The 21430-nt window shown below is 36.6% G+C and carries 16 protein-coding genes; 9 read left to right on the forward strand and 7 right to left on the reverse strand.

Features of this window, described 5'->3' with window-relative positions; translation table 11 throughout:
* Positions 1-68 precede the first annotated feature (68 nt).
* The 3 genes from murA to ACFRAE_RS01765 all read right to left on the reverse strand — a co-directional run bounded on the left by murA (position 69) and on the right by ACFRAE_RS01765 (position 4641).
* Positions 69-1394, reverse strand: a complete 1326-nt coding sequence (gene murA / locus ACFRAE_RS01755) for a UDP-N-acetylglucosamine 1-carboxyvinyltransferase (RefSeq protein ID WP_422795393.1) — start codon at positions 1392-1394, stop codon at positions 69-71.
* Positions 1395-1540: 146 nt separating this feature from the next.
* Complete coding sequence (locus ACFRAE_RS01760) at positions 1541-2308, reverse strand: DUF4290 domain-containing protein (RefSeq protein ID WP_422795394.1); 768 nt, start codon at positions 2306-2308, stop codon at positions 1541-1543.
* 53 nt (positions 2309-2361) lie between these two features.
* On the reverse strand, positions 2362-4641 hold the full coding sequence (locus ACFRAE_RS01765) for an ATP-dependent helicase (protein WP_422795395.1): 2280 nt from the start codon (positions 4639-4641) through the stop codon (positions 2362-2364).
* Positions 4642-4841: 200 nt separating this feature from the next.
* On the opposite strand from ACFRAE_RS01765, the gene ACFRAE_RS01770 reads away from it, so the two are divergent.
* The gene (locus ACFRAE_RS01770) at positions 4842-5474 is read left to right on the forward strand and encodes a M15 family metallopeptidase (protein WP_422795396.1); all 633 of its coding nucleotides are present in this window, start codon (positions 4842-4844) and stop codon (positions 5472-5474) included.
* 164 nt (positions 5475-5638) lie between these two features.
* On the opposite strand, the gene dnaB is transcribed toward ACFRAE_RS01770, so the two are convergent.
* On the reverse strand, positions 5639-7240 hold the full coding sequence (gene dnaB / locus ACFRAE_RS01775) for a replicative DNA helicase (protein WP_422795397.1): 1602 nt from the start codon (positions 7238-7240) through the stop codon (positions 5639-5641).
* Between the two features lie 406 nt (positions 7241-7646).
* Here dnaB and ubiE point away from each other — a divergent pair, with 406 nt between their 5' ends.
* The 4 genes from ubiE to ACFRAE_RS01795 are packed head-to-tail and all read left to right on the forward strand — an operon-like array spanning position 7647 to position 10105.
* Positions 7647-8387: a bifunctional demethylmenaquinone methyltransferase/2-methoxy-6-polyprenyl-1,4-benzoquinol methylase UbiE gene (ubiE, locus tag ACFRAE_RS01780; RefSeq protein WP_422795398.1), complete on the forward strand. Its 741-nt coding sequence runs from the start codon at positions 7647-7649 to the stop codon at positions 8385-8387.
* Positions 8388-8416: 29 nt separating this feature from the next.
* Positions 8417-9184: an SDR family NAD(P)-dependent oxidoreductase gene (locus tag ACFRAE_RS01785; RefSeq protein ID WP_422795399.1), complete on the forward strand. Its 768-nt coding sequence runs from the start codon at positions 8417-8419 to the stop codon at positions 9182-9184.
* A 4-nt stretch (positions 9185-9188) separates the two neighbouring features.
* On the forward strand, positions 9189-9638 hold the full coding sequence (locus ACFRAE_RS01790) for a GatB/YqeY domain-containing protein (protein WP_422795400.1): 450 nt from the start codon (positions 9189-9191) through the stop codon (positions 9636-9638).
* Positions 9639-9652: 14 nt separating this feature from the next.
* On the forward strand, positions 9653-10105 hold the full coding sequence (locus tag ACFRAE_RS01795) for a GNAT family N-acetyltransferase (RefSeq protein WP_422795401.1): 453 nt from the start codon (positions 9653-9655) through the stop codon (positions 10103-10105).
* A 398-nt stretch (positions 10106-10503) separates the two neighbouring features.
* Here the strand turns inward: ACFRAE_RS01795 and ACFRAE_RS01800 are convergent, their stop codons facing one another.
* The 3 genes from ACFRAE_RS01800 to ACFRAE_RS01810 form a co-directional block, all read right to left on the reverse strand.
* Positions 10504-13398: a hypothetical protein gene (locus tag ACFRAE_RS01800; protein WP_422795402.1), complete on the reverse strand. Its 2895-nt coding sequence runs from the start codon at positions 13396-13398 to the stop codon at positions 10504-10506.
* A gap of 702 nt (positions 13399-14100) precedes the next feature.
* On the reverse strand, positions 14101-15066 hold the full coding sequence (locus ACFRAE_RS01805) for a GNAT family N-acetyltransferase (protein WP_422795403.1): 966 nt from the start codon (positions 15064-15066) through the stop codon (positions 14101-14103).
* A gap of 3 nt (positions 15067-15069) precedes the next feature.
* Positions 15070-15903 (reverse strand): 1-acyl-sn-glycerol-3-phosphate acyltransferase, encoded by an 834-nt coding sequence (locus ACFRAE_RS01810; RefSeq protein WP_422795404.1) that lies wholly within the window; start codon positions 15901-15903, stop codon positions 15070-15072.
* A gap of 173 nt (positions 15904-16076) precedes the next feature.
* On the opposite strand from ACFRAE_RS01810, the gene ACFRAE_RS01815 reads away from it, so the two are divergent.
* From ACFRAE_RS01815 to bamA, 4 genes are all read left to right on the forward strand, one after another.
* On the forward strand, positions 16077-16739 hold the full coding sequence (locus tag ACFRAE_RS01815; protein ID WP_422795405.1) for a CBS domain-containing protein: 663 nt from the start codon (positions 16077-16079) through the stop codon (positions 16737-16739).
* 45 nt (positions 16740-16784) lie between these two features.
* Positions 16785-17678 (forward strand): NAD kinase, encoded by an 894-nt coding sequence (locus ACFRAE_RS01820; protein WP_422795406.1) that lies wholly within the window; start codon positions 16785-16787, stop codon positions 17676-17678.
* A gap of 319 nt (positions 17679-17997) precedes the next feature.
* The gene (locus tag ACFRAE_RS01825; RefSeq protein WP_422795407.1) at positions 17998-18735 is read left to right on the forward strand and encodes an isoprenyl transferase; all 738 of its coding nucleotides are present in this window, start codon (positions 17998-18000) and stop codon (positions 18733-18735) included.
* Between the two features lie 119 nt (positions 18736-18854).
* Positions 18855-21428, forward strand: a complete 2574-nt coding sequence (gene bamA, locus ACFRAE_RS01830; RefSeq protein ID WP_422795408.1) for an outer membrane protein assembly factor BamA — start codon at positions 18855-18857, stop codon at positions 21426-21428.
* The last annotated feature ends 2 nt before the right edge of the window (positions 21429-21430 follow it).

A 21430-nucleotide genomic window follows, 5' to 3' on the forward strand; every position in this document is an offset into this window, starting at 1 on the left:
AATTACTATTGTAATGTGAATTATCAAGTTAAACGAAATATTTTAACATTTAAACGACAATTCCAGCTTTAATGACCCACTGGAGAACTCTCGATCCTTTTGATGTCCGCTCCTAAAGCTTTTAATCGTTCTTCAATATGTTGATACCCTCGTTCGATCTGTTCGATATTGTAAATGGTAGATTTACCTTGAGCCGACAATGCAGCAATCAATAGTGAAACACCCGCACGAATATCTGGAGAAGTCATTTCAATTCCACGTAACTTATTCTGTTTATTTAACCCAATCACGGTAGCACGATGTGGATCACACAAAATGATTTGAGCTCCCATATCGATCAATTTATCGACGAAAAACAAGCGGCTTTCAAACATCTTCTGATGAATTAAAACATTTCCTTTCGCTTGAATCGCCGTAACCAATACGATACTCAATAAATCTGGCGTAAATCCTGGCCATGGTGCATCCGAAATGGTCAATATTGACCCATCAATAAACGTGTCTATTTCATAACTTTCTTGTGCAGGGATAAAAATATCATCTCCACGAAGCTCAAATTGTATTCCCAATCGAGAAAATACCGAAGGAATAATTCCTAACTCTTGAAAACAAACGTTTTTTATCGTGATTTCAGAACCCGTCATCGCTGCCAATCCGATGAACGAACCAATTTCAATCATATCAGGCAACATCCTATGACTAGTACCTGCTAAGGAATCTACACCTTCAATGCTTAATAAATTCGATCCAATACCTGAAATTTTAGCGCCCATACGATTCAACATTTTACATAATTGTTGCAAGTATGGTTCACATGCGGCGTTGTAAATCGTAGTTACCCCTTTGGCTAATACGGCTGCCATTACGATATTGGCAGTCCCTGTTACCGATGCCTCATCCAAAAGGATATAAGTTCCTTTTAACTGCGTAGCATCGACATTAAAGAAATGATTTTCTGCATCATAAACAAATTTAGCGCCCAATTTTTCAAAACCTAAAAAGTGCGTATCTAATCTTCGACGACCAATCTTATCCCCTCCGGGTTTAGGAATTGCCGCTTTACCAAATCTAGCCAACAAAGGTCCAACGATCATAATAGAACCTCGTAAACTCCCGCCTTTTTTCTTAAATTCTTCCGATTGAAAATATTCGATATCAATATCCTTCGCCTCAAATTCGTACGTATCCTCATTTATTCGGTTTACTAGAACTCCCATAGCAGCTAGCAAATCGATTAATTTATTGACGTCTTTAATATCTGGGACATTACTTATTGTCATCTTTTCTGGAGTCAATAATACCGCAGATATTATCTGAAGAGCTTCATTTTTAGCTCCTTGCGGCACAATTTCTCCTTTTAAGGGCTTTCCTCCTTTTATTTCAAATGCATTCATATTCAATCAATTCCTATTAAAAACAAAAACCCTCTAGCATTCTGTAATTATTGGTAAGAAATGGCAAGAGGGTTAAATTTGTTGTATGTATTTTTAATCCTAAACAACCTATGCGAATAAGTCATCTCCGATCAAAATCAGTTTCATTATTTCCGTTTTTTATTATTGTTATTGCTATAACTATTGCTATGACCGCCCCCATGATTATTATTCATAGGTTTTCTCATTTTATTATTGTTGTTATTATTGTTGTTGTTGTTGTTATTATTCTTTTTCTGATATCCACCACTATGTTGTTGACCATGGCTACTACCCCCAGAAGAAGGTCCCGAACTTTTTGAACGATTGCCTGGAGGCGGTGTTCTAAAATCAAGTTTGGTTAATACAGTATCTGCAGGCAACACTAATTCGCCTTGAGACAAACTGCGTAAATCCATCAATATCTGATCATCAGAAACCGTATCTTTATTCCAAGTCAGGTAAGCCATTTTCATAAAATTAGCTATCGACAAGGTCATTTTAAGTTTAGCCTCTTCATTCGTAGTCGCCTTCGCCTTTTGAATCATTTCTTCTACCGTATATCCATAATGCTTAAAACGAATATTATGGTTCGGATAATTTAAAGGTTGTGGTTTATGATATATTTCCTCTTTATTGGGAATTGGATAGGGTGAATCCACTTCAATCTTAAAATCAGAAATAATATATAAATGATCCCACAATTTATGCTTAAAATCTGATACATCACGTAAATGTGGGTTCAACACCCCCATCATATCAATAACCACCTGTGCTAAGCGGTTACGTTCCTCTTTATTATCTAAAGTGCAGATGTAATCCACCATGTTTTGCACATTTCTGCCATATTCAGCTAAGATTAGCTTTGGCCTTGTACTGTTATAGTCAAATATCATATATGTTATACTTTACCCTATATGGGGCAATAAAATTAAATATTTATAATTGATTAATCAATTATTCTAAGTTTTGCAAATTTAAGCAACAATTGCTTCTGTCCCAACTCTTTGAAGAAAATAGTTGCTTTTACATCTTGTTTCACCCCTTCCAGGTTGATTACTTTACCAAATCCAAATCGTTCATGCTCCACTTCCATGCCTACTTGTAGCCCTGAAGTATCCGATGGCGCAAACCCTTCCGTCGGTTTATGAGCCTTTGGCAAAATCGAGGTCGTCTTCATTGGTTTTGGTTTTGGTTTTGAAAACACATCTCCAGAACTTTCTTTACGCTGCCAAGTTACTCGTTCAGCACTGAAATCATCTTGCAAAGCACCTTGTTGTTTCGGTCTAAAATCCAAATCCAAACAACTTGGGTTCAATTCATCCAAAAACCTACTAGGCTCACAGTTATTCAAACTACCCCAACGGTAACGAGATGTAGCATAAGATAAGTGTAACTTCTTCTCTGCTCGAGTCACCGCAACATAAAACAATCGCCTTTCTTCTTCCAATTCAGATCTCGAATTCAATGATAATTGACTTGGAAACAAATTCTCTTCCAAACCTACAATAAATACCACCGGAAATTCTAATCCCTTGGATGCATGAATAGTCATTAGAGAAACCGTATCGGCATTCGGATTTTTATCATTATCATCGTTCGTTAATAACGCAATGTCTTGCATAAAAATGTCCAGACCTTTTTCTTCTAAATCTTCCCGCTCAGAAAACTCTTTAATTCCATTCAAGAGTTCTTGGATATTTTCGTACCGACTTAATCCTTCTACAGATTTATCTTCATATAAATCTTTCAGAATACCGGAGTGTTGCGCAATATACATGGCCGTTTCAAAAGCAGTATTGGTTTTTGCCATGGCCTGAAAACCTTGAATCATGATACCAAAGTTCGTAACAGACCCTGCACTTCGTCCATCTAAAAAATGGGAAGCATTGACCACCACATCCCATAAACGAATTTGTTGCTGATCAGCAGCCACCATTATCCGATCTACGGAAGTATCACCGATACCTCTCCTCGGATAGTTGATCACTCGCTTTAAAGCTTCTTCATCATTTGGGTTAAAAGTAAGTCTAAAATAGGCAATTAAATCCTTAATTTCTTTCCGCTGGTAGAATGAAGTTCCTCCATATAATTTATAAGGGACATTCAGCTTCCTCAATGCCTCCTCCAAAGAACGTGATTGCGCATTGGTACGATACAATATCGCAAAGTCTTTATAATTTAAGCTCTTTAATGTTTTTTCTTCAGTAATCGCTTCGGCAACTATTTTACCTTCTTCATTATCTGAAAATGCCCTTGCCACTTTAATTTTCTCACCATCTTCATTATCCGAAAAAACATTTTTCTCCAATTGATTTTTGTTGTTAGCAATAATGCTATTTGCAGCATTAACAATCATTTTGGTCGAACGGTAGTTCTGTTCTAATTTAAAAACTCGAACGTCCGGATAATCTTTTTGAAAATTTAATATATTTTGAATATTTGCTCCACGAAAAGCATAAATACTTTGGGCATCATCTCCCACTACACAAATGTTTTCATTCACTGCAGCAAGACGTTTGACAATCAGGTATTGCGAAAAGTTCGTATCCTGATACTCATCCACCATCAAGTACTTAAACTGATGCTGATATTTATGCAAAATTTCCGGATATTTATTCAACAAAACATTTGTTTTGAATAATAAATCATCAAAATCCATAGCTCCTGCTCGATAACAACGTTGCGCATAAGTCATATAGATTTGACCTAATTGCCCTCTTCCATTTGCAATATCTTCTGCTAAAATAGCCTCGTTTTTATTGTATTCCTGTGGGGACAACAAATTATTCTTAGCGGAAGAAATACGACTATAGACATGATTTACATTGTATAATTTATCATCTAAGCTCATTTCCTTCAAAATAGCACGCAATAGGCTTTTGGTATCGTCCGTATCGTAAATCGTGAAATTTTTAGGATAACCTATTAATTCAGCCTCTACCCGCAAAATTCTTGCAAAGACCGAGTGAAATGTTCCCATCCAAATATTTTTGGCTTCCGAACCTACCACCTTCGTGATACGCTCGCGCATCTCCTTCGCCGCTTTATTCGTAAACGTTAATACTAATATATTAAACGGATCTACAGCCTTTCTAATCAGGTGTGCAACTCGATAAGTAATGACACGTGTTTTTCCAGAACCTGCACCTGCAACAATCATTACTGGACCTTCGGTCTGTTCTACAGCAGCACGTTGGGTGGGGTTTAAACCTGCTAAATAATCCAAAATTTTCTCCTAATTTTATCTTTTGTAATGCCTCTACTAAGGGGATTCAAATTTAATAAAAATCCGCTTACCTTCCCATATCTTTTATCCACAGAATGAACAATCTATGGAACTCCTCTAGAAATACTTATTTTAGCATAAAAATCCTGATGATGAAATTTTTATTGTTTTTTAAAATCATATGCCTCAGCAGCCTTTTCATGGCTTGCCATACTGCTCGACATCTTCCAAATACCTTCGTAGATTTAAAAAATGAAATCCCGACTTTGATTCTAGACATTCGATATTATGGCTCGCACAATTTTTTAGGAAAACCCGTCGATGGTTATTTTCAACCTAAAGCCATCGCTACCAAAGAAGCTTCTACGGCATTAAAGCACGTGCAACAAGAACTCAAGGCTCAGGGATTAGGTCTTAAAATTTTTGATGCCTATCGTCCTCAACAAGCCGTAAATCATTTTAAGGCCTGGGCATTAGCATTGGATGATACCTTAGCCAAAAAAGAATTCTACCCAACAGTTAACAAAAAAGACCTATTTAAACTAGGTTATATTGCTGAAAAATCTGGACATAGTCGTGGAAGCACCATTGATCTCACTCTCGTAGATCTTAAAACATTAAAGGAACTGGATATGGGAACTGGATTTGATTTCTTTGGAGAACCTTCCCATCATCTATATCAACAACTTTCTAGCGAACAAAAGGAAAACCGCGCCAAACTTAAAACAATCATGGAAAAACACGGTTTTAAATCATATGCCGAAGAATGGTGGCATTACACGCTCGCTAACGAGCCTTTTAAAGATCAATATTTTGATTTCCCAATAAATTGAAATGTGTGGTATAAACTGGGAGGCATCAGATTTCCAATGGAGAGGAATTTTGAATTTCACAATAAGATTCAAAAATATTGCCCTAAAAACTTAGCGATGGCAATAAACACTAAAAACTAAGCTCCTGCCCCATGGCTCACAGCAAATGTCTCAAGCTCCCTTCCCTAAAAAGGGGCATCATCAGGCATATCGTTCATTCTGGATGGCATTGTTATACCGCCTCCAAAATTCTCAAAGCTATTCGATGGTTGTATAGCAGATCCCATGTTTGCGTTAAAATCTTTAAAGCTTCCAGCATCATTACCCATTCCTGAGAAATCGTCTTCTAAATCGACGAACTTAACATATTTACCTATAAAACGCAAAGGAACAATACCTGTTTCTCCATTACGGTGTTTGGCAATAATAACCTCTCCGACACCCACAGTAGAACGACCTTCTTCATCTTCCAATAAGCCATAATATTCTGGACGGTAAAGGAACAGCACCATATCCGCATCCTGCTCAATAGAACCCGACTCCCGCAAATCCGACAACATCGGACGTTTACTATTTCCTGGTCTAGATTCTACCGCACGACTCAATTGAGAAAGCGCAAGCACCGGAATATTCAATTCTTTAGCTACAGATTTCAAAGCACGAGATATACTACCAATCTCTTGCTCGCGGTTACCACCACCACCTTTAGAACCATCTCCTTTACCATGCATCAGCTGAAGGTAATCGACAATCACCATCTGAATATCATACTGTGCTTTCAAACGCCTACATTTCGCCCGAAATTCAAACACATTCAATGCAGGAGTATCATCAATTATTAATGGAGCCTCTGTCAGTCGACCAATACGAGAATGCAATTGTTGCCACTCATGGTCGGCCAAATTTCCTTTCTTTAATTTCTCTTGTTCGATTTCCGTTTCCCCTGCAATCAGACGATTTACCAATTGTACAGAAGACATCTCTAAGGAGAATACCGCAACAGGTCTTTGGTGATCTACCGCAGCATTACGAGCAACCGACAATACAAACGCTGTTTTACCCATCGCTGGACGCGCAGCAATAATCACTAAATCGGAAGGTTGCCAACCTGATGTCATTCGATCTAACGCGGTAAGACCAGATGGAATACCCGTTAAACCATCAGTTCGGTCACGCAAAAGTTCCAATGAGTTGATCGCTTCCCGCATGATATCGTCCATCTTTCTAGAATCTCTTCTTAAGTTATTCTGAGCGATATCAAACAAGGACTTTTCAGCATGATCTAACAAATCAAAAATATCCGAAGTTTCATCGTAAGATGAATTAATGATTTCCGTAGATACTTTAATTAATTCACGTTGAATATATTTTTGAGAAATAATCCGGGCATGGTACTCGATGTTTGCAGCAGATACCACACGATCCGTCAACTGCGTAATATAGTAAGCACCACCAACCATTTCCAATGCACCCATTTGGCGCAATTCGGCGATGACCGTCAATAAATCAATGGGCGATGTTTTTTGAAATAAATTAAATATCGCCTGAAATATTTTCTGATGAGAATCTTTATAAAATGAATCTGGCTTTAGAATATCAATAACTTCACTCAAGGCATTCTTCTCCAACATAAGCGCACCTAACACAGCCTCTTCCAAATCCAATGCTTGCGGAGGAAGTTTGCCCAATCCGCTTACCAGATTGTTTATACTAGCCCTCTTTTTATTGAAATTGGCACGACTTGCCTGTCCTGACGGGTTATTTGTAAATTCGTTTTCTAAAGACATAATATTTTTAAAATTTCTACGGCTTGACTATTCGAGTTTTCAACGATAGGGTAACAAATGTAAGAAAATTTAAGCGCCTCCTATTTTTAAGTTTTAAACAGTTAAAATAGATGCTTCAACAATCATGCTATAGTACTTGCAAATCAAGGCTTAGAAATCCACATCCAATGTGGATAACCTGTGAATAACCAAAAAACAGCGCTTATAATCAAGTAGATACACAAATGTGCATAACATCATGCAATGTGAATAACCTATACCTTGTTGTCCAAAATACACTAAAATTAATGCTAAAAAACACTTCAAATTCATAGTCAGGCAGTTAGGTAATTTCACATCCTCCATCCCTTTAAAACTCTACCGATACCTGCTTAATTTTTTTAGTAGTTTATCGTATATTTGTGCTATGTCCAACGAATCATCCACCGTTAAGCCTTATAGTCAAGAAGGCACTAAAAAGGAACAAGTTGCAGATATGTTTAATAACATATCTAAAACTTATGATCTATTGAATCGATTTATGACTTTGGGAATAGATATCATTTGGCGAAAGAAAGCCATCAAATCCCTAAAGGATCTATCGCCACAGCTGATGCTTGATGTAGCCACTGGTACGGGAGATTTCGCGTTAGAGGCTTTGCGAATATTAAAACCAAAAAAAATTATCGGTGTTGATATTTCCCAAGGAATGTTGGATGTTGCCAAAGAAAAGATCAAAAAAAACAACCTTCAAAACACATTCGAAGTCCAGTTAGGGGATTCTGAAAACCTCCCTTTCCCAGACGAAATGTTTGATGCAGTCACGGTAGCTTTTGGAGTAAGAAATTTTGAAAATCTTGAAAAAGGCTTATCAGATATCATGCGGGTTCTCAAACCCGGAGGTCGGGCCGTCGTATTGGAATTATCCAATCCTACAGCATTTCCTATCAAACAACTTTTTCATTTGTATTTTCACAAGTTTACGCCAGCAATGGGTAAATTAATATCAAAAGACCATCGCGCTTACGAATATTTACCCGAATCGGTCGCTAAATTCCCAGATGGCAACCGTTTTGCAGAAATTACTAAAAAAGCAGGCTTTAGTCATTGTAAAGTAAGGCCACAAACTTTTGGTTTTTGTACTATTTACGAATGTTATAAATCTTAATTATAGGTTTCGAATAGAAAATTATTGATATGAGAACAGTTTTAATAAGCGGTGCAAGTTCAGGAATTGGAGAAGCATGTGCTTGGGAATTGGCAAGCAGTGGAAATTTTCGGCTATTATTATGTGCTAGACGAATTGAAAAACTAGAAGATTTAAAAAACCGAATTCTTGCTACCTATCCTACGGTAGAAGTATATACATTTAAATTAGATGTTAGAAATGCTGAGGAAGTTGAAACGACTTTAAACAATCTTCCAGCAGCGTGGAAACAACTAGATGTTTTAATTAATAATGCAGGACTCAGCCAAGGGTTAGACGCTTTTCAAGACGGTGCTATTGGCGATTGGGATCGAATGATCGACACGAATATCAAAGGCTTATTGTATGTAAGTAAATTTGCGATTCCGCTCATGGCGCAAAGTCAGCATGCGCACATCATCAATCTTGGATCCATCGCTGGAAAAGAAGTTTATCCGAAAGGAAATGTGTACTGCGCAACAAAACATGCCGTGGATGCGTTAAATAAAGCGATGCGCATCGACCTGTTACAGCTCGGGATCAAAGTTACGGTCATAAATCCAGGGATGGTGGAAACAGAATTCTCCGAAGTCCGTTTTCATGGCGATATAGAAAAAGCTAAAAATGTATATCAGGGTCTTGACCCATTAACCGGTAAAGATATTGCCGAAGTCATTGCTTTTGTCTTGAGTCGTCCAGCGCATGTTAATATCAACGATTTATTGATCATGCCTACCCAACAAGCTACAGGAAGTATTGTAAATAGAAAAAACAAGTAATATTATGTCATTAGAAACGACCATTAATCAAGATATCAAAGCGGCTATGATCGCTAAGGACAATGTAAAGTTAAGAGGATTACGCGCCATTAAAGCCGCAATTCTTTTGGCAAAAACAGAGAAAGGCCATAGCGAAGAATTAAGCGAGGACACCGAAATTAAAGTGCTTCAAAAACTGGTAAAACAACGGAAAGAATCTGCCGAGATTTACAAACAACAAAATAGAGAAGACTTATTTCAAATCGAATTTGAAGAACAAGAGGTTATCGAAAACTATTTGCCAAAACAATTAGACCGTTCTGAAATTGAAACCATAATCAATGGATTGATCGTAGCATCTGGAGCATCATCTATTAAGGATATGGGTAAAGTGATGGGACTAGCCAATCAACAATTAGCAGGAAAAGCGGATGGAAGAACTATCTCCGAAGTGGTTAAAGCGCTCTTAAGTTAATAACAAATTGTTGTATGCCTCAATGGTTTATTAAAAGTTTTTCTGCATTGAGTTCCTACGAACTCTATCAAATTCTTAAATTAAGAATAAATGTATTTATTCTTGAGCAAGAATGCTTTTACCCTGACTGCGACGATAAAGATTTTCAAGCAGACCATTTGTTTGCCTTAGAAAACGACATCGTCATTGCCTATACTCGATTATTACCTGCAGATGTTTCCTACCCTCATTGCACCTCTATTGGCAGAGTGGTGGTACATAAGGATTTTCGTCATTTGAAACTAGGTAAAGATCTGATGAACAAATCCATTCAATTCTTATTGGAAAAATACCCCAACCAGGTTATTCGGATTTCTGCGCAAGAATACTTGTTGAAATTTTACAAGGATCTAGGGTTTATCCAAGAAAGTGAAACGTACTTGGAAGACGATATTCCTCATATTGAAATGGCTTATTATCCCGTGTAAAAAAAAGGAGCTTAAAAATAATTAAGCTCCTTTTTTATGCGTCATATTTGAAATACCGAATGATAATGCCATTGATCCTTATCCATAGGAAAATAACAATTAAACACATCAGTTTCCTTGGCTTATCCATTTTGCCCACAAGTAGTCGTTGAAAAAAATTAGTTAAAGATTAGTCAAAAAATAGTTCTCCGAAGTAAGGCCTAAATCAAGCCAAGCCTTTGCTGCAGCATTTTCCTTATACAAATATCCGAACGGAACAATCCTGCTGTGTATAGAAGGCTAAATGGTTGCAATCACCTGGCTTAAAAACTAGAAAAGGCGCATAAATAAATTTATGCACCTAATCCTTATTAACTTGTGATTGTAGGAAATTTTAATTACCCATCCAATAAAATACCTTATTGATATTTCACTTTCAACCATTTCCCGGACAAAGCTTGATCTACTTGGACGACAAGATTGCCTTGTACAATAGACGAGGCAACTGGATCATTTCCTAGGGAAATACTAGCTTGCTTTTTACCTGTTGGGATGGGTATGGAAATTCTTCCAGAACCAGCAACTTGCAGTTCGTAATCTGTAAGCGCTGCATTCAATGGAATGTAGGCAATATTTACAGGTTTATCACTCAATTTGTATGCCACATTATTTAGCGTCAATTGTGTGCATTGAACCCCATTGAAAGCGATCAATCGGCCTTTGGAATCCGCACGAAAGGCAACATTCATTGTACCTTTATAGCTTAACACATGACCATTGACTTTTAAGTTCTTGATATCTAATACATCCGAGGGCATAGGGTTCACTGCTAAAGCTTTTGCATCTTCTTCATCATTACGTGAAAATCCGGCATCCCAATTTTCACGATGTGTCCGATAGTGTTTTACAATGGCCGTTGTACCATTCGGAAATTGAGTAGCGAAAAACTCAGTCGTCCTAGAAACATAGGTAGGGTTATCATTTTCTACAAATTTACCTGAAGATGGATAGGCGTTTGCCGCGTTCAATACTTCAAATAATGTTCTTGTTTCGTACCCTAAACTAGCGGCTTGATCATCCCGCATGCGGAATCCAAAATAATAGGCTGTTCCCTTTCCTTTTTTAACTTTAGTTCCTACGATTAATTTATCGACTTGAGCTATCACTTCGCTTGCAGCCGTCGTAGTGATTGGGTAAACACGATCCACTAAGAAATCGGTCAAGATAACTTGGTCAGGAACCTTGGCAAAGCTTTTTTCAAATTTGACAATTTTTCCTGCGGCAATTTCTCCCATATACTCATCATGCACATAGTTTACCCCAAATAAGGATTGCCATTTTGCAGTTACATTCACGCCTTTGCTATCCAATACGGGAGGCGGGCCACTCCATATGACATTTCCCCCATTTGCGGCCATTTGTTCCATCATATCCAGTAAGCCTGCCTCGGGCAATGGCTCAAAGACCGCAACTACAGTTTTATATTTTTTTGCAGCCACTTGAATTTGTCCGTCGGGCAATACCTTCCCCAATTGCATCAATTTATCTGCTGTCAAATAATTGGCATAACCATATTGCGCCATCCAAGAACCAAATTTTTCCTCTACTGCCACTAAGTTCATCGGATAAATGATCAATACTTCTACATCCCGATGTACATTATCCGTCATCACGCGAATTGGTTTGGAAGCCTGAGCTCCAAACGCATCGTTAATGGTGTTTTTCCAATGTTGGGCTTGTTTCGGAAATCCCCAAGCTGCTGCATAGGCATTGGGATATTTGTTGATTACGCCGATGGATGTGCCCATCGCCGCGCCATAGTAATTTCGATCTCCCCATCCACATTCCGCAAAATCATTGCCTGTAGGTTGCAAATATTCTCCCCATTTAAAATAATCATAACATGCAGCCGAAGCTTGATGCACCGTATTTCCCCAAATAAAATTTGAAGTATACTCATATCTATATGCATTGGTATGCAATTTTTCCGTATCCCATAGATCGATGGTCGGACTTTCTGCCCAGGATGCATGTGCACTGGTTGGCATTTCGTGACCATATATTTTCTCCGCATAATCCTTGGCATTTTTAAAAAGATCGACTACGCCATTATTTAATAATTTATAATATCGGTCTCGAAGTAGAAAGGTTTTATGAATATCTTCCACAGTTGATCCCATCACATAATTGACATTTTTAACGGCTAAAGCGGTTGCTTTATACTGAGGATTTGAGTAGGCAAAATAAAGCATGTGTTTATCCTCTAATTGCTGTCCATAGGTATTAAAATATTGATCGCTAAAACCCTTAGTCAAAAAACGGGTGTTAAATTGACCCGCTTCGTGATGCGAAAAATAAACCCAATCTTGCTGAATATGCATTTCATCTGAATAAAATGAAACTAGATTTACGTCTCGCTGCTTATATTTATCAATTAGCTTACTTAAAAAACCAGGTGCTTTTTCATCAAAATAATCCATTTCGGGAGTTTCATATTCTAAAAGAACCATCACACGGTCGTAACCTTTCAATTCCGCTTCACCATCAGCATAAACTCGTAATTGCCTTACCGGAAAAATCATGTCATTGGATGAATTTTTTATACCATACTCTCCTCCTACATCAACAGTATCTCCGGCTTCGTACTTAATGTTTTTCAACTCCATGATATCATTTGGATTTACCGCAACAAAAGAAGATGATTTAACAGGCTCTTCTTTAAAGGCATACGCTTTGACTCCCTTAAGTTGAATTCTGAATTTTCCTTTATTATTTGTCCAAAATAATTGCTGATTTAGCGTTAAACTGAATTTTCCGTCGGAAGCATTTCGAATACCTACTTTATACGCTAACCACCTGCCCGCTTCATTGGTTTGACTTTTATAAGCGGGTCCTAATTCCAATGGGCTGAGCAAACTCAAACTAATACCCATACCATAGGATTTAGCAAAATCACTTATAAATTTGATTTTTTCTACATATTCATCCATGTCTGGAGTCAACTTCCGCTCGGTACCAGCTTGCGGACGATATTGTCTAAAAAACTCATCAAAAGCGATGGTTAATGTTTTATGACCTTGTCTTTTACCCGATTCACAAACTTCCCGCAAACTTCGAATCGTACGCGTATACCCCGTAGACATGTCAATTTTCTTATCCGGATCCATCAAATCATTCAGTTGCTGGTCACTGGTTAAGATGATAGTTTCTGATTTAGCTTCGAAAACACTGAGTGTAATCAAAGCAAGGATTAGCAATCCTTTGAGGGATTTCCAAATTTTGGATGGACATAAATAATTGATTTGTTTCATCATCGTCGTAATTTAAGTTTAAGTGGGTTCGTTCACTATCCTCCGGTTTCTTAATAAACAATGAATTTAGATATGACTAAATTCTAGAAAAAGAAATCGTAGAAAAATGACCTATTGCTCGAAAGCTTCTGCTATTACATGAAAAGAATTCAATTCCAGTTTATCTTGGAATATGGGTATCAGCTTAAGTTTATAATGACACAATATTAAAATTGTTTCTCAAAAACACATCCTGCGCTGTCCTGTAATGGCTGAATAATTTCAACTAAAACAAGCTTCGATCGTACAGGAAAATTTTCCACTCCTTTGGATCTTGGTCGGATATTCATCGGACCTGGTTTGCAATTGCCTTGAGTAAAAGCAAAGCAGATGCGAAGGAGAAGCGAACAATAATGGATTAATAGTATACTTTAGGCAAATGATATGGTTAGGTTTCCTTATTTCCTATAAAAGGATTGATCCTCATTAATGTAAGGCTAGAATAATCGTATGCCTCTAAAACTAATAATGTTTCAAACTGAAATAAGGAGAGTGTAAATAATTTGAGCTGCTAGGGATCTAAAGGTAAATGGAGTACAGGCTTTGGGTTCTACTCGATCTTAAATCGAAATATACGAATGTACTAAAAGTAAAAGCAAAAAAAATCGGAAGATCCTGATTAGAACCTTCCGATTTGGAAATATTTTTTTTAAAAAATAAATTTAATTATTGTCCTTTTACGTACCGTTCACCATAAACACGGTCGCGTTCAAAAGTAGACATATGTCTTTCTTTTTTTGCTGGATATATATCATCTATAGTAATCATGATTCCCGTTTCTTCTACTTCACCAAATTCATTATTTCTGGAAGTACCAAATACACGCATCGTCGGAGAAAGATTCATGTAGGTATTAATTAAAGGAGGAATATTTTCTCCTAGTTCCCTAACGTGGGTATTTAACACCTTGTATCCATCCTTATATTCTAAACCATCAAAGATGCCTAAGAACTTAGATATATCTGTTTTATAGCCCAAATATAATTCTTCAACAGGACGCACCAATTGTTCTGGATCTGGGAAATAATGATTCATAAAGTAAATCAATAAGTCCCGAGCCTCCTCATTATAATGAGGATACATAGTTACTTTTCCAAAGAGGTATTTCACATCCGGATTTAATAAAACTAAGGCTCCTAAACCGTCCCATAAATTATCTAAAGAAAATATACCCTTACGATTATCGATTGCCGGTTGATATTTCGGTTGTACCCATGATCTCCCTAATTCTAAGGTAACTGGTAGAAAATGCTGATTAAATTCTTCTGAAAAGTTAAAATAATGGGCTGTTGATAAATGTATGGAACCATCTTCTGCAATAGCATCAGCACAGCGAATCACACGATATCCAGCGATAATCTCCTCATCCTCTGCATTCCAAGCAATTAATTGATCATAATTATGAGTGCAGGTATCATTTTCATCAATATCTAAAGGTAATCCGGTACCACCACCCGCATTTCGGAAGGTAAGCTCCCTCAACCGACCAATCTCACGCATGATGTTTGGAGCTGTATGGTGATTAACCAAGTATACTTCATTGTTACCATTATTCGTATACCGAATAAAAGCTTCTTTGGTTAATTCCTCTTTAATTAATTTCCTATCAACAGGTTGTATTACTTCTTGCATAAATTATTTTTTACCGTCGGCCATTGCATAGACTAAATCTTTCATTGCGGCAGCCCATTGGCGTTCATTTTTACTTTGGTCAAATTGGGTATAAGGAATTCGCTTTCCTATTTTAATAACAATGTCTTTACCGCGTTGTGAAAACATTTCATCTGGTAAATATAACATTTCAATATTAGCTTTTAAGCCCAAAAAATTTCTGATTTTCGCTAAATTATAGAAGAAATTTGAATTTCTTCCTTGAATATAAACAGGAATTATATCTTTCTTATATTTTTTAGCTTTATTAATAAAACTTTTTTTCCACTCTAAATCTACAATTTTTCCATCGATCTTTCTAGAGACTAAGCCTGCGGGAAAAACTAATAAAGCATGATCCGAGGCATAGGCATTTTCTATAGCAGCAATACCTGACTTACTTTGACTTCCTATTTTATTTACCGGGATGAACAATGGTTCCAAATTTCGAATATTCAACAGAATATCGTTCACCAAAAATTTGACATCTTTACGGTATTTTCCAATAGCCTGCATAAAGGCTACCCCATCTAACCCTCCTAAAGGATGATTCGACGCAAAAATAACACTGTCATCTATTGGAATATTCTCCTCGCCTTCCAGATGTACATGCACATCCAACTCGCCCAATAAGGAATCAACGAAATCCAAACCCATTTTATCATAATATTTAGTCATGATATAATTGATCTCTTCTTCGTGAATTACTCGCTCTAAATAGTTTACTATAGGCTTAGGTATCCATTTGGCTAACGTTGGACTTTTCTTATGTATTACTTCTCTTAATTGTATAAACTTCTCTCTCTCTAGTAAGTCCATATATGTTACCACTCTTTTAAAGTAGCGTAAAATTACACAAATACTTTAAAGAAGTATTAAAACATCTTTTATTTTATTACAAATTAATATTTCACTACCTTAGCAAGGAGTGAAATTTGAACTCAAAATTAAACGTTTAGGATAAATTCGGGTTTAATATATTAAAAGGTAACATGTATATCGGAGAACACTTATCGACCCTCTATACGGAGATTACACCCAATGACTCGGTGGCGCATGCACTTGAACTCTTAAACGATTTGCATGTGCATCAACTTCCATTAATTTTAAATCAGGAATATCTCGGTATTTTATCTGAAGAAGAACTGTTAAATATTGACCAAGATTCTTTATTGCTTAAAGACATCCAATTTAACCTACCCTTCATTTACGTATACGACTTTCAACACATTTATGATGCGATCCAACTCATCAGCATCAATCAATTGGACTTATTACCCATATTGAATAAACAAAATCAATATCTTGGCGTAGTCACTCAACAAGATCTCCTGTACGCAATAAATAAAATGATATCCAATCAAGAAATTGGAGCCATCATTGTTTTAGAAATGGAAGAGCGCGACCATTCCTTGACGCATATCGCCAACATTATAGAGTCTGAAAATGCTAAAATATGGAGTACTGGAGTCAAACAAGTCGAGGATTCTGATAAAATTGAATTGACTATCAAATTGAATAAAACCAATATATCTTCCGTGTTAGCCTCCTTATGGAGACACGATTATGTCGTAAAAGCAACCTTTAATGATGGTTCAGACCAAAATGATATTCAAGACAGGTATAACCTTTTAATGAATTATTTGAATCTTTAATTCGTTTAGAAATTCTCATCTTTGAAAAAAAACACCTTATAAGACATGAATAAGACGGCAATTGCTGTATATGGAAGAGAATTTAATCAGTCTGTCATTGGCTATGTTTTAGAATTGTTTACGTATTTACGAAATAAAGAGGTAGAAGTATACATCTATCATGACTTTCATGCATTTCTAAAAAACAATTACAATCTAGATTTTGAATTTCAAAAGTTTAAAACCCACTTAGATTTACCATCAAACATTGCTTTTATGCTGAGTCTAGGCGGAGACGGCACCATGTTATCTGCTGCAACAGTAATCAAAGATTCTGGAATTCCGATTGCAGGGATTAATTTTGGTCGATTGGGTTTTTTAGCCAACATCTCGAAAACGAATATTCAAGAAGCATTGGATCAAATATTCGCCAACGAATATCAAATCCAAAAAAGGGCATTGCTTCAAGTAGAAACCAACGATAATACATTTGAAGATGGTCCTACTTATGCACTCAATGATATTACAGTTTTTCGATCGGACTCTTCGGCCATGATTACGGTACATGCGGTCTTAAATAATGAACTCTTAAATTCCTATTGGGCAGATGGGTTAATTATTGCGACACCAACGGGTTCAACAGCGTATTCATTAAGCTGTGGAGGTCCTATTATTATGCCTGGAAGTGGCAATTTTGTCATCACGCCAATCTCACCACATAACCTAAATGTACGTCCCATTGTAGTCAATGAACACATGAAGCTCCATCTGGAAATAGAAAGTAGGACAGAAAAATACATTTTAAGTTGCGACTCTAAAAGTTACATTCTTTCTACTAAAACTTCATTAATCATTTCAAAAGCGCCGTTTGAAACCAATTTGATTCGGTTGGCCAATGACCAATATTTCAATATATTAAGGGAAAAATTATTGTGGGGAATAGACGTAAGGAATTATTAATAAATTGAATTTTAACAGCAATAAAGCTTATTTTATTCCTTTGGATTCTGGTAAAACCTGTATCTTTACTGGAATTCTAGCATTTTCAATATATCATTGATCATACTAGGGCTTAAATAAGTGCTAATTTCAGCTACGATAGACCCCAATAATCGGTTTATCGGGTAGCAATTGAATCCATAATAGTAAGAAAAGAAGAAATTAAAACAAGTTATTTCAACGCAATTAATGCTGACCATAAAGACCTGAGTAGCTATACACATTTTAAAAATTACACAGGATATCTTAAAAGGAAATAGTAGTGTCTACAATTGACCAAATGAGCTTTAAAGAAAAATTAAATAGTACACAGATGCCTCAGCATATTGCCATCATTATGGACGGCAATGGTCGCTGGGCTAGAGAAAAAGGAGAAATGCGTGTTTTTGGCCATCAAAATGGTGTTTCTGCCGTTCGAGAAGCCTTGGAAGGAGCTGTAGAAATTGGCCTTAAATACTTGACTCTTTATGCATTCTCAACAGAAAATTGGAATCGTCCTGAATTTGAAGTGAATGCTTTAATGGAACTTTTAGTCAATTCATTAAACGAAGAACTGCCTACCTTTCAAAAAAACAACATCCGAGTTAATTGTATCGGAAGAACCAGTGATTTGCCAGTCCACTGCCAAGCTACCTTGCAAGACACCATAGATCAAACAAAAGATAATTTGGGTTGCACGCTCACATTAGCCTTGAGCTATGGTTCTAGACAAGAAATATTGGAAGCAACCAAAGCTATCGCCTTAAAAGTAAAAAATAATCAATTAGCTATAGAGGATATCCATGAGGATACCATCAGCCAGCATTTGTACACTCATGATATGCCAGATCCTGATTTATTAATACGTACAAGTGGAGAAGAACGGATCAGCAATTATATGTTATGGCAAATCGCATACGCTGAGTTATTCTTTCTTCCCATCATGTGGCCGGAATTTTCAAGAGAACATTTATTTGAATGTATTTACTATTTCCAGAATAGGGAAAGAAGATTTGGGAAAACTAGTGAACAATTATAATAAATCATTACTTTTGCAACATTTTGATTTAGGCTGTATTAAAGCCCTAATTCGTAATATTTCTTTTAACAAAAATTAACAAGACTTTGCTGTACTTTAGCAGACATAATAAAAAGTAGATGAAGCATATCGTAAAAATTATTTTTTTAATATCCTTTTTAACATTCCATTTCGCCTATGCCCAACTACCTGGAAATAGGCCAGTTAATGTAAATAACTCTGAAGAATTTAGCTATGCTGAACCAAAAAATTATGTAATTGGAGGAGTAACAGTGAGTGGTGCTCAGTACTTGGAAAGTGAGGTTTTAATCACCATTTCTAAATTAATAGTCGGCAATTATATAGAGGTTCCTAGTGAGCAAACCGCTAATGTAATAAAGGATTTAATGTCACAAAATCTTTTTGAAGATGTGCAATTATACGCTACCGATATTCAAGATGAAACAATTTTCTTAGAAATTCGGGTGCAAGAGAGGCCAAGATTGACTCGGATCGATATTACAGGTTTGAGTAAAAGCCAAACCGAAGAAATCAAAAAACGACTCAATACGAGCTCAGGTCGTATAGTGAATGACAACTTATTGCTATCGACGAAAACAACCATCGAAAAATTCTTGCGCGAGAAGTCATTTTTATACCCTGATATCACCATCACGACGAGTAAGGATTCTAGCCAAGCCAATAATGAAATTGTTTCTGTAAAAGTGGATAGAAACAAAAAGATCAAAGTGAATAGTGTCGATTTTGAGGGTAATGAGGTCTTTACAGATAAACAATTACGTAAATTTTTGAAAGGGGTTAAACCTAGAGCATGGTATCGTGTCTTCGGACCTGGAAAATTTAAAGAGGATAAATACGAAGAGGCTAAGGAGAAAATGATTGCTAAAATGCAAGATAAGGGTTACCGCGATGCCAATATTATTTTAGACTCTACTTACCGTCATGACAACAATGAAATAGGCATTCATATGGATGTATACGAAGGTCCAAAATATTTCCTTGGAAATATCGCTTGGTCTGGAAATGCAAAATTCACAGATTCGGTATTAAACATCATTCTAGGTATGAAAAAAGGGGATGTGTATAGTGAAGAAAAATTGAATAGCAAATTGACAGGACCTACTCGTAATTCGGATGACCTCGCTGCTGTATATCAAAATGATGGTTATTTAACCTTCAACATTCAACCTGTAATAAAACGTATCTATCAAGACACCATTGACTTGGAAATACAAATGTCGGAAGGTAAACAATATACGATAAACAATGTGATCCTAAAAGGTAATGACGTAACAAATGATCGTGTTGTCTTGCGCTCTATTTATACCAAACCAGGTCAAAAATATTCGCGTGAATTATTGGTACGAAGTGTTCGTGAGATTTCTCAATTAGGAATGTTTGACGAGCAAAAAGTACAACCCGCACCGATCAATTTAAATTACGAAGAAGGAACAACGGATATCGAATTCTCAGTTGCTGAAAAGCCTTCTGACCAAGTGGAACTTTCTGGTGGTTACGGTGCAGGCCAAGTAATTGGAACATTAGGATTGACATTCAACAACTTTTCTACGAGTAACTTTTTCAAGAAAGATGCTTGGAAACCGCTTCCTCGTGGTGATGGACAGAAACTAAGTATTCGTGGTCAAACTTCTGGAAAAAGGTATCAATCTTACAGTTTCTCTTTCTCTGAACCTTGGTTAGGTGGTAAAAAACCTATTTATTTTGGATTAAGTGCCTATATTTCAAATTCACAACAACAATATTATAATTACCAAACGCAACGATACCAAGGATATGAGAATAATCCAAAGATTCAAATGCATGGGGTAACAGCCACTTTAGGTAAACGTTTGCAATGGCCGGATAACTATTTCCAAATTAATAGTTCTCTTTCTTATCAACGTTATTATTTGGAGAACTACGGTGGATACTTTATCTTCTCGGATGGAGAAGCATACAACATCAACTTTACCCAAGAAATTAGTAGAAACTCGATTGATGCGCCAATCTATCCAACTTCGGGTTCTCACCTGAAATTGAGTGTGAGTTTGACGCCTCCATATTCATTAATGAATAATATTAATTACAGCACTGCTGAACAGAATTTGAAGTTCAAATGGACCGAATACCATAAATGGAAATTTGATTCGCAATGGTATACTAAAATTGCTGGAAAATTAGTTTTGAAAACACAAGCACAGTTTGGTTACTTAGGATCATACAGCAACGAAACGGGTGTATCTCCATTCGAACGATTTAAATTAGGTGGTGATGGTATGCAAGGTTTTGACTTCTTACAAGGATCGGAAATCATCGCGATGCGTGGATATTCTAATGGTAATGTAATTCCTGCATCTACAGGATCTAATATGCAGTCCTATGCCGTGAACTCTGGTAGTCCAATCTATGCGAAATACCAAATAGAATTACGTCACCCAATCTTATTAAATGATCAAGCAACCGTGTTTGGCTTGGCATTTGCAGAAGCTGGTAATACTTGGAATAAATTCAGTGAAGTGAATCCTTTTAAAGTACGTAGAGCGGTTGGTGTTGGTGCTCGTATATTCTTACCTATCTTCGGTATGTTAGGAATAGATTATGGCCATGCTTTAGACCCAATTCCAGGAATACCAAGTAGCCAATGGAAACAGAACTTTACGTTCAGTATCATACAAAATATGGGAGGATTTTAATA

The organism is Sphingobacterium sp. HJSM2_6, assembly GCF_049316305.1.
In the GTDB taxonomy this organism is placed as follows: Bacteria; Bacteroidota; Bacteroidia; order Sphingobacteriales; family Sphingobacteriaceae; genus Sphingobacterium.